Raw genomic sequence first — 17,736 nt, forward strand, 5'->3', positions numbered from 1 at the left:
CTACCATCGGCGCTACGGCGTTTCACTTCTGAGTTCGGCATGGGGTCAGGTGGGACCACCGCGCTAAAGCCGCCAGGCAAATTCTGTATCAACACGCATCTCTGCGCATCAAGTAATCTGTATCAGCTGAAAATCGACTGTCTCTGCTTCGCCAAAACATCTTCGGCGTTGTAAGGTTAAGCCTCACGGTTCATTAGTACTGGTTAGCTCAATACATCGCTGCACTTACACACCCAGCCTATCAACGTCGTAGTCTTCAACGTTCCTTCAGGACTCTCAAGGAGTCAGGGAGAACTCATCTCGGGGCAAGTTTCGTGCTTAGATGCTTTCAGCACTTATCTTTTCCGCATTTAGCTACCGGGCAATGCCATTGGCATGACAACCCGAACACCAGTGATGCGTCCACTCCGGTCCTCTCGTACTAGGAGCAGCCCCCCTCAATTCTCCAGCGCCCACGGCAGATAGGGACCGAACTGTCTCACGACGTTCTAAACCCAGCTCGCGTACCACTTTAAACGGCGAACAGCCGTACCCTTGGGACCTACTTCAGCCCCAGGATGTGATGAGCCGACATCGAGGTGCCAAACACCGCCGTCGATATGAACTCTTGGGCGGTATCAGCCTGTTATCCCCGGAGTACCTTTTATCCGTTGAGCGATGGCCCTTCCATTCAGAACCACCGGATCACTATGACCTGCTTTCGCACCTGCTCGAGCCGTCACTCTCGCAGTCAAGCTAGCTTATGCCATTGCACTAACCTCCTGATGTCCGACCAGGATTAGCTAACCTTCGTGCTCCTCCGTTACTCTTTAGGAGGAGACCGCCCCAGTCAAACTACCCACCAGACACTGTCCGCAACCCGGATTACGGGTCTACGTTAGAACACCAGCCATTAAAGGGTGGTATTTCAAGGTTGGCTCCACGCAGACTGGCGTCCACGCTTCAAAGCCTCCCACCTATCCTACACATCAAGGACCAGTGTTCAGTGTCAAGCTATAGTAAAGGTTCACGGGGTCTTTCCGTCTTGCCGCGGGTACACTGCATCTTCACAGCGAGTTCAATTTCACTGAGTCTCGGGTGGAGACAGCCTGGCCATCATTACGCCATTCGTGCAGGTCGGAACTTACCCGACAAGGAATTTCGCTACCTTAGGACCGTTATAGTTACGGCCGCCGTTTACCGGGGCTTCGATCAAGAGCTTCGCGTTGCCGCTAACCCCATCAATTAACCTTCCGGCACCGGGCAGGCGTCACACCGTATACGTCCACTTTCGTGTTTGCACAGTGCTGTGTTTTTAATAAACAGTTGCAGCCAGCTGGTATCTTCGACTGGTTTCAGCTCCGTCCGCAGGGACTTCACCTACACACCAGCGTGCCTTCTCCCGAAGTTACGGCACCATTTTGCCTAGTTCCTTCACCCGAGTTCTCTCAAGCGCCTTGGTATTCTCTACCTGACCACCTGTGTCGGTTTGGGGTACGATTTGATGTTACCTGATGCTTAGAGGCTTTCCTGGAAGCAGGGCATTTGTTACTTCAGCACCGTAGTGCCTCGTCATCACACCTCAGCGTTAAAAAGGTACCGGATTTACCTGGAACCTCCGCCTACATGCTTAAACCGGGACAACCGTCGCCCGGCTAACATAGCCTTCTCCGTCCCCCCTTCGCAGTAACACCAAGTACAGGAATATTAACCTGTTTCCCATCGACTACGCCTTTCGGCCTCGCCTTAGGGGTCGACTCACCCTGCCCCGATTAACGTTGGACAGGAACCCTTGGTCTTCCGGCGAGCGGGCTTTTCACCCGCTTTATCGTTACTTATGTCAGCATTCGCACTTCTGATACCTCCAGCATGCCTCACAGCACACCTTCAACGGCTTACAGAACGCTCCCCTACCCAACAACGCATAAGCGTCGCTGCCGCAGCTTCGGTGCATGGTTTAGCCCCGTTACATCTTCCGCGCAGGCCGACTCGACCAGTGAGCTATTACGCTTTCTTTAAATGATGGCTGCTTCTAAGCCAACATCCTGGCTGTCTGTGCCTTCCCACATCGTTTCCCACTTAACCATGACTTTGGGACCTTAGCTGGCGGTCTGGGTTGTTTCCCTCTTCACGACGGACGTTAGCACCCGCCGTGTGTCTCCCGTGATAACATTCTTCGGTATTCGTAGTTTGCATCGGGTTGGTAAGCCGGGATGGCCCCCTAGCCGAAACAGTGCTCTACCCCCGAAGATGAGTTCACGAGGCGCTACCTAAATAGCTTTCGGGGAGAACCAGCTATCTCCCGGTTTGATTGGCCTTTCACCCCCAGCCACAAGTCATCCGCTAATTTTTCAACATTAGTCGGTTCGGTCCTCCAGTTAGTGTTACCCAACCTTCAACCTGCCCATGGCTAGATCACCGGGTTTCGGGTCTATACCCTGCAACTTAACGCCCAGTTAAGACTCGGTTTCCCTTCGGCTCCCCTATACGGTTAACCTTGCTACAGAATATAAGTCGCTGACCCATTATACAAAAGGTACGCAGTCACCCCATAAAAGAGGCTCCCACTGCTTGTACGTACACGGTTTCAGGTTCTTTTTCACTCCCCTCGCCGGGGTTCTTTTCGCCTTTCCCTCACGGTACTGGTTCACTATCGGTCAGTCAGGAGTATTTAGCCTTGGAGGATGGTCCCCCCATATTCAGACAGGATACCACGTGTCCCGCCCTACTCTTCGAGTTCACAGCGTGTGCATTTTTGTGTACGGGACTTTCACCCTGTATCGTGCGACTTTCCAGACGCTTCCACTAACACACGCGCTGATTCAGACTCTGGGCTCCTCCCCGTTCGCTCGCCGCTACTGGGGGAATCTCGGTTGATTTCTTTTCCTCGGGGTACTTAGATGTTTCAGTTCCCCCGGTTCGCCTCATGCCACTATGTATTCATGACATGATAGTGTGTCGGAACACACTGGGTTTCCCCATTCGGGTATCGCCGGGTCAAAGGTTCATATCACCTCGCCGACGCTTATCGCAGATTAGCACGCCCTTCATCGCCTCTGACTGCCAGGGCATCCACCGTGTACGCTTAGTCGCTTAACCTCACAACCCGAAGATGTTTCGTAAAACATCATCGTGTCGCGAAAATTTGAGAGACTCGAACACACCGTCACTCTGTTCTTATTACGGAGAACAGACGCAGCGTGTCGTTTCAATTTTCAGCTTGATCCAGATTTTTAAAGAGCAAAACTTCTTAATGCACTCGAAAGTACATTCAGAAGTTCATCATTCATCAGACAATCTGTGTGGACACTACAAAGGCAGGTTCTTTCAGGTAAGGAGGTGATCCAACCGCAGGTTCCCCTACGGTTACCTTGTTACGACTTCACCCCAGTCATGAATCACAAAGTGGTAAGCGCCCTCCCGAAGGTTAAGCTACCTACTTCTTTTGCAACCCACTCCCATGGTGTGACGGGCGGTGTGTACAAGGCCCGGGAACGTATTCACCGTAGCATTCTGATCTACGATTACTAGCGATTCCGACTTCATGGAGTCGAGTTGCAGACTCCAATCCGGACTACGACGTACTTTATGAGGTCCGCTTGCTCTCGCGAGGTCGCTTCTCTTTGTATACGCCATTGTAGCACGTGTGTAGCCCTACTCGTAAGGGCCATGATGACTTGACGTCATCCCCACCTTCCTCCAGTTTATCACTGGCAGTCTCCTTTGAGTTCCCGGCCGGACCGCTGGCAACAAAGGATAAGGGTTGCGCTCGTTGCGGGACTTAACCCAACATTTCACAACACGAGCTGACGACAGCCATGCAGCACCTGTCTCAGAGTTCCCGAAGGCACCAAAGCATCTCTGCTAAGTTCTCTGGATGTCAAGAGTAGGTAAGGTTCTTCGCGTTGCATCGAATTAAACCACATGCTCCACCGCTTGTGCGGGCCCCCGTCAATTCATTTGAGTTTTAACCTTGCGGCCGTACTCCCCAGGCGGTCGACTTAACGCGTTAGCTCCGGAAGCCACTCCTCAAGGGAACAACCTCCAAGTCGACATCGTTTACGGCGTGGACTACCAGGGTATCTAATCCTGTTTGCTCCCCACGCTTTCGCACCTGAGCGTCAGTCTTTGTCCAGGGGGCCGCCTTCGCCACCGGTATTCCTCCAGATCTCTACGCATTTCACCGCTACACCTGGAATTCTACCCCCCTCTACAAGACTCTAGCCTGCCAGTTTCGAATGCAGTTCCCAGGTTGAGCCCGGGGATTTCACATCCGACTTGACAGACCGCCTGCGTGCGCTTTACGCCCAGTAATTCCGATTAACGCTTGCACCCTCCGTATTACCGCGGCTGCTGGCACGGAGTTAGCCGGTGCTTCTTCTGCGAGTAACGTCAATCACTGTGGTTATTAACCACAATGCCTTCCTCCTCGCTGAAAGTACTTTACAACCCGAAGGCCTTCTTCATACACGCGGCATGGCTGCATCAGGCTTGCGCCCATTGTGCAATATTCCCCACTGCTGCCTCCCGTAGGAGTCTGGACCGTGTCTCAGTTCCAGTGTGGCTGGTCATCCTCTCAGACCAGCTAGGGATCGTCGCCTAGGTGAGCCGTTACCCCACCTACTAGCTAATCCCATCTGGGCACATCTGATGGCAAGAGGCCCGAAGGTCCCCCTCTTTGGTCTTGCGACGTTATGCGGTATTAGCTACCGTTTCCAGTAGTTATCCCCCTCCATCAGGCAGTTTCCCAGACATTACTCACCCGTCCGCCGCTCGTCACCCGAGAGCAAGCTCTCTGTGCTACCGCTCGACTTGCATGTGTTAGGCCTGCCGCCAGCGTTCAATCTGAGCCATGATCAAACTCTTCAATTTAAGTTTGATGCTCGTGAATTAAACTTCGTAATGAATTACGTATGTTCACTCAGAGACTTTGGTATTCATTTAGCGTCTTTCGACGTTTAGAATCCATGTCACTTTGAGTGCCCACACAGATTGTCTGATAAATTGTTAAAGAGCAGTGCAACGCGGCTTTCGCTCACCGTTGCGAGGTGGCGTATATTACGCTTTCCTCTTTCAGAGTCAACCCTGAATCTCAGGATTTTTTCTCTTCAACCGAACCGGCTGTTTGTGTGAAGTGATTCACATCTGCCGTGTCGATGGAGGCGCATTATAGGGAGTTCTCGTCAGCCCGCAACCGCTAAATGACAGAAAAATGACTGACTGCTGCATTCCACAGCAAAACCCCGCCTTATACCCTTTTGCACACAGACTTATCCACAACCCGGCCAGTATTACCGACACGTTTCTCACTCATCACGCACTAAACGACCCAATAAGCTATATATGTGGAAGGCTATTTCCGGACGTTTTCCTATGATGCGACTAATCCTGATCCTGCTGGGTATCGATTTTCTGCGTTCACACTGGCGCGGGCTTCGCCGCTTTGGCTGGATCACACTGATCGCCGGCACCGTCATCTTCATCGACGCCATGGACGGGTCGCTGTTCTTCCCGATTGAACCTTTCGCCTGCCTGTTATTGTTCGAAGGTGCCCTTACATTAATGGTGGCGCACAGCGGCATGGGCGGGCAGCGCATCTTACGCTATGTCAAAGGTGCCACCTTTTCACTCGCCGCGGTTCTGATCCTGGCGGGGAACCACGATGGCGATATTGTACTGGCGATCATTTTCGGCACGCTGTTCTTGCTCGATGGTGCGCTACAAATTGCCTCCGCCCTGGTCGTTCGCTATCAACGCTGGCACTCCGCCCTGGCAGGCGGGATCGTCGAGATCGCGCTGGCCATCTTCTTCTATCAGCCATGGCCGTCAAATTATGCCGGCACCGTTCCTTACTGTCTCGGTCTGGGCCTTGCCTTCGCGGGATGGAACATGTTCATCCTCGCCAACCGCGTCAAAGTGGCCGCCGCCAACCCGGGTCTTAAAGGCGAAGAGTATATGGAAGAAGCAGATACGCTCCCGCCCGCCACTGTGGAGTGGGATGGCCCACCGGAAGATGACGAAAAAGCGCTGACGGTTCACGTCTGGACTCCCGTGGGTTCTGCACCGGGTGAAACCATCCCTCGCCCGGTCATTAACCGTTATATCGCCGCCGTGGATCAAAACGGCATTATCTCCACCGGCCACGCTGCGCTGGAATCTCCTGGCGGGATCTATATCAGTCTGTACCCTGCGGAACTCATCGACCGCTCGCCGGATGCCTTCGCCCGACTGTTGCGGGCGACGCCGGAGAATAATGTGCAAGGGCTGTTCCAGCCCGACTATGCAACAGAATCAGCGCAATGGTGCCCCTCTACGCGAAAAGTACGCATCCGCAATTACAGTGAAACCCGCCTGAGCGCCTTCTGGGAAAACTACCGTCAGAATGCATCCTACAATTTGACCCACCGTAACTGCTCCAGCAGCGTGGCGCGTGCGCTGGAAGCCGCGCTGGAGGGATCCGTCGGAAGACTCTGGCAAACGCGCGGGTTCTGGCTGGCGATTGGAAAGCTGATGTCCACGCCGGAACTTTGGGTCGCACTCCAGCTGCGTAAACGCGCCGAGACCATGGCCTGGACGCCAGGACTGGTGCTGGACTACGCCCGCGCCCTGAGCATGCTTGCCGATCCACGCCCGACAGGCTGGTTTAATACCCTGGGCCGGGCGTTGAAAAAAATGTTCCATCGCCGGGTCGCATGGGTGAAAGGTAAAAGCGGCGAAGGGATGACGGAAGAGTAAACCTCAGCGCGCCCGCGATCATAAACGCTATACTTGCCAAAAATCCTCTCCCGCAGGCCATACCATGACCACACAACGTCTCGCACGTGACTGGCGCCTCCCCACTGCCGGGCTGATGGCGCTGGGCATTCTGCTGGCAACCTTTACGCTACACGCCCACTGGAACGCCTTTATTCAGTGGTGCCTCGCAACGCAAATCACCCTGCACCGCTATCTGGTGATGTACCTTCTGCAACTCAATAATCACCAGTACGCCGGTGGGCTGTGGCTACTGACGGGCGCGTTCTTTTATGGTGTGCTTCACGCCATTGGGCCAGGCCACGGCAAATTTATCGTCACCACTTATCTCTCTACTAATAAAGAAAGCCAGCTCGCCGCACGCGTGGTGCCCTTCCTCGGCAGCCTGATGCAGGGTGTAAGCGCCATTCTTTTCGTCTTTATTCTGGCCGTGGGGTTTAATCTCGCCTCCGGCGATCTCAGCGCCAGCCGCTGGTATGTGGAAAAAATCAGCGCGGTCATGATTGGTGCGTTTGGCGCGTTTGTCATTTACCAGGCGCTGAAAAGCCTGCGCCCTCGCAGGATGACGGTTCACGCCCTTAAACCTCTTCATCAACATGATGAAAGCTGCGGCTGTGGTCACCACGGTGTGGGTGCCGCGCTGAAGGAGGAAAACTGGAAAATACGTCTGGGGGTAATCCTGGCCATCGGCGCTCGCCCATGCAGTGGGGCGATCATGATTCTGATGTTCTCGAACGCGCTGGGAATTGTGACCTGGGGAATTGCGGCGGTAATGACCATGTCCCTCGGCACGGCGCTGTCGATCATGGGGCTGTCGCTGGCGGTGCGCTATGCGCGCGAACGCACGGTGGCGCTCTTCGGCGGAGGATCACACCTGAGCGGGCTGGTGCCGGTGGCAAAAATTGCCGGTGGGATTGTGCTGATTCTGTTCGCGACGGTGCTGTTCTTAACGGTCATTCCCATCAGCGCTAACGGCGACTACATTGCCGCAGGCTGCTAATAAAAAACCCGCCAATGGCGGGTTTTTCGTTTGTTACTCGTTAATCCGTGGATGCTGATCCACCAGACGAGAACGTTTCTTCTGCAGCTCTTCAATCTCTACGTCAATGTCATCAATTTTCTGTTCAACATTATCGTAGTGCTCGCGAAGGATATCTTTCGCTTCCTGAATATCCGATGCCGCCGGCGTCGCCCCTTTCAGCGGTCGGTTAGCCGTCTCTTTCATCGTCAGACCGGTCGCTAAACCGATAACCGCGATAACCATCAGATAATAAGCCGGCATCATCAGGTCCTGGGTGCTTTCGACCAGCGAGGCCGCCAGTGTCGGCGTCAGACCCGCAATCAGTACCGAGATATTAAATGCAGCCGCCAGCGCACTGTAACGAATGTGCGTTGGGAACATCGCCGGGAGCGTGGACGCCATCACCCCGATGAAGCAGTTCAGGATCACCGCCAGCATCAGCAGACCGGCAAAAATCAGCCCCAGCACATTACTGTTAATAAGGATAAAGGCCGGAATCGCCAGGGCGAATAACGCGACGCTACCCAGAATAATGAACGGACGACGACCAAAGCGGTCACTCATCAGACCCATAATCGGCTGCACAAACAGCATACCAACCATGATGGCGATGATAATCAGCACGCCGTGATCTTCTGAATAGTGCAGGTTATGCGACAGGTAGCTCGGCATATACGTGAGCAACATGTAGTAGGTCACGTTGGTCGAAATCACCAGACCAATACAGGTCAGCAGGCTACGCCAGTGTTTGGTCGCAATTTCGCGGAACGAAACTTTCGGTCCATCCTGCAGGCCTTCGCGATCGCCCTGCTCCAGTTTCTCAACGTGCTGCTGGAACGCCGGGGTCTCTTCTAAAGCATGACGCAAATAGAGGCCGATGATACCCAGCGGCAGCGCCAGGAAGAACGGAATACGCCAGCCCCACTCGAGGAAATTCTCTTCCCCGACGACGGTGGAAATCAATACCACCACGCCCGCACCCAGCACAAACCCGGCAATCGAGCCAAAGTCCAGCCAGCTTCCCATAAAGCCGCGTTTACGGTCCGGGGAGTATTCGGCAACGAAGATCGATGCGCCCGTATACTCACCGCCGACGGAGAAGCCCTGTGCCATTTTACACAGCAGCAGCAATATCGGTGCCCAGATGCCAATGGTGGCGTAAGACGGGATCAGGCCGATACAGAAGGTACTTATCGACATAATCACGATTGTGATGGCGAGAATTTTCTGGCGACCATATTTATCGCCCAGCATCCCGAAGAACAACCCACCGAGCGGGCGAATCAGGAAGGGTACAGAGAAGGTACCTAGCGCTGCAATCATCTGCAGGCTGGGATCGGCGCCGGGGAAGAAGACCTTACCGAGTGCATAGGCAACGAAGCCGTAAACACCGAAGTCAAACCATTCCATCGCGTTACCCAGCGATGCGGCAGTGATGGCCTTGCGCAGCTTGCTGTCATCAATAATGGTGACATCGCCGAGCGTAATGGGTTTTACTTTTTTCCTTTTAAGCATTGCTATCCTCGTAGACTCAGCCCTGTCCATACCACAGAAACTCATGCGGTCTGTAAAGTGAGATTCGCCTCATGCGAATCTTCTTCTTCAAGCGTAGCAGGTTTACTTACATTGACATTTACTGTCGATACAACCGAACCTGTTGACGCCTGCCTGGGCAGTTAGTGACCTCTTTACCCTACCAGCGTTTAAATTAGTGATCAACTTCACAAAAACTTACGTATGGCGTCAGAAGTTGTCAGAAAACGTAAGCACCCCTCTCTCTTTCGTTACGTTTTAATCGCATTCAGACGATTCTTCCGCTGGTTATTATTCCTCTCGCAATTAAATAAAACACTGACTTTCATTTACATCCTTTTCACAGCTTTTTTAATTACAAGCGGTCAATGTCTTCGTTTACGCAAATATGTGATCAAGATAACTAAAACACTGTTTTATTTTCATTGAATCGCAATTCCAATGATCGCATGATAATCCCGAACACGCCGCGATGGCTGCAACTCACCAACCGTTTAACACGTGTAAACGGGCTGCGGTTTGTGCATTACCAGACGGAACTTCAGACAGTTAAATTTTCGTAATCATTTGAATGTAATCATTAATATTACCTGACTTGTCCGCCAGAAACGCGAGATGAGATGTGAGGATTTATCATGAAGATTAAAGCCACAATTGAACGCATCCCTGGCGGGATGATGCTGGTTCCCCTGGTCCTTGGCGCAATATTAAATACCCTTGCGCCAAATACCGGCGCTTATTTTGGCGGATTCACAAAAGGGATGATCACCGGCACCGTTCCCATTCTGGCGGTCTGGTTCTTTTGTATTGGCGCCTCTATTAATTTACGGGCTACAGGTACCGTTCTGCGTAAATCAGGTACGCTGGTCATTACCAAAATTGCGGTCGCCTGGGTCGTCGCAATGGTCTGCGCCATGTTTATTCCCGAGAACGGAATTCAGACCGGATTCTTCGCCGGATTGTCCATTCTGGCGATTGTTTCGGCAATGGATATGACCAACGGCGGTCTCTACGCCAGCCTGATGAACCAGTACGGCACCAAAGAAGAGTCTGGCGCCTTCGTTTTAATGTCGCTGGAATCCGGTCCGCTGATGACCATGCTGATCCTGGGCTCCGCCGGTCTGGCCTCGTTTGAACCGCACCACTTCGTCGGCGCAATTCTGCCGTTCCTGATCGGTTTCGCACTGGGTAACATGGACACCGATCTGCGCGATTTCTTCAGCAAAGCCACGCCGGTGTTGATTCCGTTCTTCGGCTTCGCACTAGGTAACACCATCAACCTGGGCGTGATTATGGATACCGGTCTGCTGGGCATCGCCCTGGGCGTCGCGGTTATCATCATCACCGGTATTCCACTGATTATCGCAGACCGCGTGATTGGAGGAGGGAATGGGACCGCAGGTGTCGCTGCGTCATCTGCTGCAGGTGCAGCCGTGGCGAACCCGGTGATTATCGCGCAGATTAACCCGGCCTTCGAACCTGTGGCCGCCTCGGCAACCGCGCTGGTTGCAGCGGCTGTGATTGTGACCGCGATTCTGGTACCGATTATTACGGCGCTGTACGCCAAACGCTACGGCAATATCCCGCAGGCCGAGTCAGAGCCGCAGCCGGTTGAATCCTTACATCACTAAGATTTCTACGCCCTCTCTTCGGAGAGGGTTTTGGTTATCCCTCGCCAAACACCTCACTCACCATCGCATCCGCCAGCCTTTTCGCTGAGCAGAGTCTCGGCATTCCCAGTGCCACCGTCTGCCAGCTCTGCGTCACAGACCAGCTCACCGGATGACGGTCAGGATGACACCAGTCCCCCAGCCAGCCCAGCATATCCTTATGGTCCATTAAGCCCGTTGAAATCGGTGTGGCAAGCCACTGGTGATAGAAATGGCGAGTGGCGGGAGAAGCGTTGATACCCTGCGCCAGATAATTTGCCGCCAGGCTGCGTAAATTATCTTTCAGCATCGCGCCAACGTCTTCGTTTGCCAGGCGACAGGCATCGCCAAACGCCCCCCAGCGCAACTCTTCCAGCGCGAGGTAACAACGCCCGGCCAGCGACCAGCCATCGTATTGCCCGGCCCGCCAGTGGGTAAAAATTTGTTCACTATGTTCGCCCGCCTGCACCGTCAGGCCACGCTGGGAAAGCGCTTTCTCTTTATAGGCGGCACGCTGGGAAAAATGGGCAGAGAGATCGTCGTACTGCTGCATCAGGCCCGGAGACTGTTGCCCCTGGCGGCTGGTCTGCTGGCGCAGCGTGGTGAGTTTTTCCGTCATGCGCGTCAGCGCCAGATGGCCGGGATCGAACATCCCCGCCAGTTTTTCCGCAAGTCCCAGCCGCAGGGCAGCATTTTCGCTGAACATTCCCGTCATCGCCCAGGGCCGAAGCTTCGTCTGGGTCATGATCTCCTGAGTTAAACGCTCACGAAATTGCTGCTGCTGAGGGGCGAGAGGGGGAAGACGCACCGCGTCCACCCCTTGTACCAGATCGACCATAAACTTCGGATGAATACACTCCAGCGTCCGCCCGGGACCGTCCAGTAGTTGTGTTGTCATAGTTGCTCAGCCGCGAATAAGGTTTGAATATCATCGCGTAACAGTCGGGTATCTTCCTGAATCCACGTCGCAGTGGTAATACTTTGCTGCAACAGCTGGCTAAGCGCTCGGGTGGAGTGCTCGTTTTGCTGGCGCACTGCGAGGCTATCACGCAAGCTTTCCTGTAACCCGGTCAGACATAACGAGAATTCTGCGAAAAACGTCGCCATTCCTGCCGTAACAGAGACATCGACCTGCGCCACCAAAGCTTTACAGATTTGTTCACAAAATTGATCAATATGCTGTTTAAATCGCTCATGAAGCTGCGCGATGTCAATAACATATCGGGTGCGTGTCATCACGTAATCTTCAAAGCCCCAGCCCGGATTGTTCAGCCAGCGCGACACCGTCTCACGCACGCTGCCTGAGGCCGACACATCACCCGCCGGACGATTTTCCGACGCAATGGCGTCAGTAAACAGCCCACGCGTGTTGAAATTAAGCTGACTCGCCTGGAATGCCGGGAAGCTGATCCGCGCCCGGAAACCGGCATGGCTCAGCTCTTCTTTAATGCGTTTCTCAATGGGGCGCATCGCTTCGTTAAGGGAACGCGCCAGCGTGGACTCAAGCTGGTCAAAGCGCAGCGCCAGCTCGCGGCTGATTTTTCCCTGCGCATCGAGCATGATCAGCTCGCAGGAGGAGCGGATTTTGCTCAACACAATCTGCGCCTGCCCTTCATCATCCAGCACCAGTTGCCCCATCTCTTCAGGGGAGCTATTTCTCAGGCTCATGGGCTGGATGCCCGCTAAATCGAGAATATTATCTCTGTTAAAGATGTGGCCAATAGCCTGCTGAATCTGGCTTTTCTGCTGCGAAATAAACGCGTTCGCCGCATCCAGCGCCTGCTCCACTTCATGCCCCACTTCGTCGCTGACGACCTCCTGGCGCATCTGCAACAGCGCCATATCCTCTTCCAGGCGCGAGATGTTTACCTGCAGCTCCTCGAAGGCCACCGTCAGCCCCTGATAGCGAAAATCCAGGTACTCGCGGGCATTCTGTGCGTAATTCAGCAGCTTATGGGAAGCCGATCGCAGGGCATAGAGCGACGCGTTGGCGTAAGCGGCGTAAATCAGTTTACGGATCGGCTGTTCGAATAACGAATCTTCCCACAGCAGATCGGCGGCGTGGCGAATATGCTCCACATCATCCAGATCCGCCGTCCGCCAGCGACGTCCAAGCGCCGCTTCGGCAAAATCCTGCACCCAGCGCTGCTCCTGAGGGTTCGGCAAGCGGCCATGGCTGGCAATTTCATAGCGCGCGCGGTTGGCGAGATAGGCCCACATCGACGACACAGGATAAATCTGCCCCGGCGAAATATTGCCTTTCATCAGCGTGCCGGAGATCATCGCCCGCACCTGCTCTTCGTCATCGCTGTTGCGATCTTTCTGATCAAACTTATTCACCAGCGCATACAGCGGCACCGATTTTCCTACCGCCGAAATAGCCTGTCGCACCTCTTCATCGGAGATCGATTTCAACTGGGTGTAGTCCATCACCGCCAGCACCGCCGACGATCGTGCCAGTTGTTCACTGAGCATTTTCTGCAGATGCGGCTGTCCGGCTTCGTTCGGCCCTGGGGTGTCGAGCAGTGTCAGCTGGCCCAGATGGGAATCCAGCCCGGCCAGATGGACAAATTCCACCTCAATAACCGGAATATGTTCAATCGCCGCATATTCCGAGAACGGAAAATCGACGCCGAGCGCTTTCGACAGACGCACCAGATCGTTGAGGTTTTTCAGACACTGGAAAATCGGCTGCGCGCCCAGATAGTGTTTTTCGAACGCTTCGCCCTGCTCAATACGCCCGAGCAGCGCGTTCATGTCTTTATCGATCTCAAGGCGCTGAGTCAGTTTTCCGCGATCGTGATTGCAGAGTTTCTCCTGCAACTGCTTGATCAGCGTATCAATTGGCGACACATGGGCGAAATGCAGCACCGGCTCGGTCTGGCCCGGCGTGTGGCGGATCAGGGTCGGCAGCGCGGTCATCGGGCGGTTGCGGTTTGGCAACACCTCGGTCCCGACGATGGCATTTATAGTGGTCGATTTCCCAGCTTTCATGGTCCCGACAATCGCCAGCACCATCTCCAGACGGGTAATTTTGCGTAATTCGTTATTAAGCATAGAAAGCTGCGTTTCAACGCCACGGGTGCTGAAATGCAGAGGCAGAACATTATTCGTCTCCCCGGTCATCGCAGCGGTGGTGCTATCCAGCACCGCAATCGGCATTGATTTCAGGGCGTCAAGATTCTGCAAAGCAAGTTGCAGAAGCCTTTCCGCTTCCTGGCTTAATTCAAAAATTGTTTGTGTATGCATGATAAAAGCCTTTCCTTAACGCAAATTTATTACTTTTATTTAGCCGGATAGTTTTAATAATGAAATTTCGGCTTTTTAGATTACGCGTGGAAAATATGTTCAATGAATATAAGCGCCTGATGACAAACCGGAATATATTCGGCCTGAAGCGTAGAGCGCTCGTACGCTCCTCTCGACAAAGAAAGCCGAAAGATAATGAGCGTAGACCATTTCTTATGAAGCTATAGGATATATCAAAGTAATTTACCCACCCAAAATGAGAGGTAATTCCCGCACGCCTAAGGAGGAATGGCAATCGCGGGTGCCGTTGATAAATAACAACTGCTCACCTCACCTTATCCGAAATGACAGTACCTGGCAATTTACGCAATAAAATATTCGATATATTTCGTCGCGCCGTTTAAATCTTAAGTACGCTGTTAGCATCGCTTAAGTGACTGACAGAAAGTGTCACTCCAGACACGGTGATTTCACTCTTCGCAAAAAAAATAATATCACCGACAACGGTGTGGACTTACGCTATACTTGACGCCTTTTTCGGCAAACTGCCATCTTTTGGCTGGCGCTTTCCAGCCCCGTTAGCACTTTTGAGGAACTCAATATGTCACTTCCACACTGCCCAAAATGTAATTCCGAATACACCTACGAAGATAACGGGATGTTCATTTGTCCTGAATGCGCCCATGAATGGAATGATGCAGAGCCAGCGCAAGACAGCGATACACTGATTGTAAAAGATGCCAACGGTAATCTGCTGGCCGATGGCGATAGCGTCACCGTGGTAAAAGACCTTAAAGTCAAAGGCGCCTCTTCGATGCTGAAAATCGGCACCAAAGTGAAGAATATTCGTCTGGTTGAAGGCGATCATAATATTGACTGCAAAATTGACGGCTTTGGCCCAATGAAGCTCAAATCTGAGTTCGTGAAAAAGAACTGATATATAAGCTTTTATTGTTTTGTAGGCCGGATAAGCGCAACGCATCCGGCCAGTTGCCCGGTGGCGCTGCGCTGACCGGGCCGACAGAATATTGTACAAAATTCGTACTACACTTAACGAGCTTCTCTTACCTGAGGTAATGATTATGTCGTTAAGTCCCTACATCTCATTCGCCGGAAACTGTGCAGAAGCCATCGCCTTCTACCAGCAAGCCGTCGGCGCAGAACTCACCTATAAAATCACCTACGGCGAAATGCCCAAAGACGAAAACAGCGAAGAAGGCTGCCCGTCTGGCATGACATTCCCGGACACCGCGATTGCTCACTCCAACGTTCGTATCGCTGGCAGCGAAATCATGATGAGCGACGGCGTGCCCGGCGGTAACGCCCAGTACGAGGGTTTCACGCTGGTGCTCGACACCCAGGACGTCGCCGAAGGCAAAGGCTGGTTCGACAAGCTCGCCGCGGGCGGTAACGTTGAAATGGCCTGGCAGGAGACCTTCTGGGCACACGGTTTCGGCAAAGTGACCGATAAATATGGCGTGCCATGGATGATCAACGTCGTTAAACAGCAGTGATCGTCTGGCGGAGGCGCCCCCTCCGCCTGTCATCCCATTCACTTCAACTCTTCAAAATCCCGCAACCAATACTTAACCTAAATGTCACATTAATCCGCCAGCATGAGGCCACATTTATCGTGAGGCCTGAACATGCAAACTGTCATCCGCGTCGAGAAACTGAGCAAGACCTTTCATCACAACAAGGCTCTGCATGCCGTTGATCTGACTGTCCAGCAGGGCGACATGGTAGCGCTGCTCGGGCCTTCCGGCTCCGGAAAATCCACCCTCCTGCGCCATCTCAGCGGCCTCATCACCGGCGATAAAACGCCGGAAAGTCACGTCGAGCTGCTGGGGAATACCGTGCAGCGCGCGGGCCGTCTGGCGGGCGATATTCGTAAAAGCCGCACGCAAACGGGCTGCATCTTCCAGCAATTTAACCTGGTGAATCGTCTGACGGTGCTGGAGAACGTGCTGATCGGCGCCCTCGGCAGTACCCCCTTCTGGCGCACCTGCCTGCGCTGGTTCTCCCCGGCACAAAAACAGCAGGCACTCCAGGCCCTGACCCGCGTCGGGATGGCCCATTTCGCCCATCAGCGCGTCTCCACCCTTTCCGGCGGCCAGCAGCAGCGCGTAGCCATCGCCAGAGCGCTAATGCAAAAAGCCAAAGTGATCCTCGCCGATGAACCCATCGCCTCGCTGGACCCGGAATCAGCCCGCATCGTGATGGAAACCCTGCGCGACATTAACCAGAACGACGGCATCACCGTCGTGGTCACGCTGCATCAGGTGGATTACGCCCTGCGCTACTGCGAGCGCATCGTCGCCCTGCGTCAGGGCCATGTGTTCTACGACGGCGCAAGCCAACACTTTGATAACGAACGTTTTGACCACCTGTACCGCAGCATTAACCGCGTCGAAGAGAACGCGCAGGCTGCGTAATTTCACGAAGCGTTCAGGCTGGCAAATGAACTGGCCTGGAACAATGCCAAAAGAGGATGATAGATGAGCTATAAAGCCGTTGCCGCGCTGGCCTTCACCAGCATGTTCAGCATCAGCACCCTGTTAAGCCCCGCCTATGCGCAGGAGCAGGAACAGGAAAAAGCCCTGAACTTCGGCATTATTTCGACAGAATCACAGCAAAACCTGAAACCCCAGTGGGAACCTTTCCTGAAAGATATGGAAACCAAACTGGGCATCAAAGTGAACGCCTTCTTCGCCCCGGATTACGCGGGCATCATCCAGGGGATGCGCTTTAACAAAGTCGATATCGCCTGGTACGGCAACCTCTCCGCCATGGAAGCGGTGGACCGCGCCAACGGTCAGGTCTTCGCCCAGACCGTCGCCGCAGACGGCTCCCCGGGCTACTGGAGCGTGCTGATCGTCAACAAAGACAGTCCGATCAACAACCTCAACGATATGCTCGCCAAACGCAAAGATCTCACCTTCGGCAACGGCGATCCAAACTCCACCTCCGGCTTCCTGGTCCCAGGCTATTACGTCTTCGCCAAAAACAACGTCTCCACCAGCGAGTTCAAACGCACGGTTAACGCCGGACACGAAACCAACGCGCTGGCCGTTGCCAACAAGCAGGTCGACGTCGCCACCAACAACACCGAAAACCTCGACAAACTGAAAACCTCCGCGCCGGAAAAACTGAAACAGCTGAAGGTGATCTGGAAATCACCGCTCATTCCGGGCGACCCGATTGTCTGGCGCAAAAACCTCTCTGAGAGCACCAAAGACAAGATCTACGACTTCTTTATGAATTACGGCAAAACGGCGGAAGAGAAAACGGTTCTCGAACGTCTGGGCTGGGCGCCGTTCCGCGCCTCAAGCGATCTGCAGCTGGTGCCTATCCGTCAGCTGGCCCTGTTTAAAGAGATGCAGGGCGTGAAGGACAACAAAGGGCTGAACGCCGACGAGAAGACCAGCAAAGTCTCTGTGATTCAGGCGCAGCTGGAAGATCTGGACCGCCTGACCGCCGCGCTAAGTGCGATGACGTCGGTGAATAAAGCGGTGCAGTAACCGTCCCTCTCCCTCTTCCACACGAAGAGGG

General features: G+C 53.8%; 10 protein-coding genes and 3 rRNA genes. 7 read left to right on the forward strand and 6 right to left on the reverse strand.

Annotation, left to right across the window (positions count from 1 at the left end; all coding sequences use genetic code 11):
• The 3 genes from rrf to OVA10_RS03880 form a co-directional block, all read right to left on the reverse strand.
• Positions 1 to 77: ribosomal RNA gene (gene rrf, locus OVA10_RS03870) — 5S ribosomal RNA — on the reverse strand; the annotation flags it as partial.
• A 95-nt stretch (positions 78 to 172) separates the two neighbouring features.
• Positions 173 to 3,078 (reverse strand): 23S ribosomal RNA (locus OVA10_RS03875).
• Positions 3,079 to 3,311: 233 nt separating this feature from the next.
• Positions 3,312 to 4,851, reverse strand: a 16S ribosomal RNA gene (locus tag OVA10_RS03880).
• Between the two features lie 501 nt (positions 4,852 to 5,352).
• Between OVA10_RS03880 and OVA10_RS03885 the strand changes: the two genes are divergently transcribed.
• Positions 5,353 to 6,714: an HdeD family acid-resistance protein gene (locus OVA10_RS03885; RefSeq protein WP_248859522.1), complete on the forward strand. Its 1,362-nt coding sequence runs from the start codon at positions 5,353 to 5,355 to the stop codon at positions 6,712 to 6,714.
• Positions 6,715 to 6,778: 64 nt separating this feature from the next.
• Positions 6,779 to 7,732: a nickel/cobalt transporter gene (locus tag OVA10_RS03890; protein ID WP_268195384.1), complete on the forward strand. Its 954-nt coding sequence runs from the start codon at positions 6,779 to 6,781 to the stop codon at positions 7,730 to 7,732.
• Between the two features lie 33 nt (positions 7,733 to 7,765).
• Here OVA10_RS03890 and proP read toward each other — a convergent pair whose 3' ends face one another.
• A complete protein-coding gene (gene proP / locus OVA10_RS03895) occupies positions 7,766 to 9,268 on the reverse strand; it encodes a glycine betaine/L-proline transporter ProP (RefSeq protein WP_100777950.1) in 1,503 nt (500 codons plus the stop codon).
• Positions 9,269 to 9,921: 653 nt separating this feature from the next.
• Between proP and kdgT the strand changes: the two genes are divergently transcribed.
• Entirely contained in the window at positions 9,922 to 10,917 is a 996-nt protein-coding gene (kdgT, locus tag OVA10_RS03900; RefSeq protein WP_268195396.1) for a 2-keto-3-deoxygluconate transporter, read from the forward strand.
• A gap of 34 nt (positions 10,918 to 10,951) precedes the next feature.
• On the opposite strand, the gene OVA10_RS03905 is transcribed toward kdgT, so the two are convergent.
• Both OVA10_RS03905 and crfC read right to left on the reverse strand, forming a co-directional pair.
• Positions 10,952 to 11,833 carry a diguanylate cyclase regulator RdcB family protein gene (locus OVA10_RS03905; RefSeq protein ID WP_102105749.1) on the reverse strand — a complete coding sequence of 294 codons (882 nt, stop codon included), beginning with the start codon at positions 11,831 to 11,833 and terminating at the stop codon, positions 10,952 to 10,954.
• Positions 11,830 to 14,184 (reverse strand): clamp-binding protein CrfC, encoded by a 2,355-nt coding sequence (gene crfC, locus OVA10_RS03910; protein ID WP_123429914.1) that lies wholly within the window; start codon positions 14,182 to 14,184, stop codon positions 11,830 to 11,832. The genes OVA10_RS03905 and crfC overlap by 4 nt, the downstream gene beginning before the upstream one ends.
• A gap of 601 nt (positions 14,185 to 14,785) precedes the next feature.
• Here crfC and OVA10_RS03915 point away from each other — a divergent pair.
• The 4 genes from OVA10_RS03915 to phnD all read left to right on the forward strand — a co-directional run bounded on the left by OVA10_RS03915 (position 14,786) and on the right by phnD (position 17,705).
• The gene (locus OVA10_RS03915; RefSeq protein ID WP_100777954.1) at positions 14,786 to 15,121 is read left to right on the forward strand and encodes a zinc ribbon domain-containing protein YjdM; all 336 of its coding nucleotides are present in this window, start codon (positions 14,786 to 14,788) and stop codon (positions 15,119 to 15,121) included.
• Positions 15,122 to 15,266: 145 nt separating this feature from the next.
• A complete protein-coding gene (gene yjdN, locus OVA10_RS03920) occupies positions 15,267 to 15,698 on the forward strand; it encodes a VOC family metalloprotein YjdN (protein ID WP_123429913.1) in 432 nt (143 codons plus the stop codon).
• Positions 15,699 to 15,830: 132 nt separating this feature from the next.
• Complete coding sequence (phnC, locus tag OVA10_RS03925) at positions 15,831 to 16,619, forward strand: phosphonate ABC transporter ATP-binding protein (protein WP_123429912.1); 789 nt, start codon at positions 15,831 to 15,833, stop codon at positions 16,617 to 16,619.
• Between the two features lie 63 nt (positions 16,620 to 16,682).
• Complete coding sequence (gene phnD, locus OVA10_RS03930; RefSeq protein ID WP_268195400.1) at positions 16,683 to 17,705, forward strand: phosphonate ABC transporter substrate-binding protein; 1,023 nt, start codon at positions 16,683 to 16,685, stop codon at positions 17,703 to 17,705.
• The last annotated feature ends 31 nt before the right edge of the window (positions 17,706 to 17,736 follow it).

This window comes from Lelliottia sp. SL45 (genome assembly GCF_026672535.1).
In the GTDB taxonomy this organism is placed as follows: domain Bacteria; phylum Pseudomonadota; class Gammaproteobacteria; order Enterobacterales; family Enterobacteriaceae; genus Enterobacter; species Enterobacter nimipressuralis.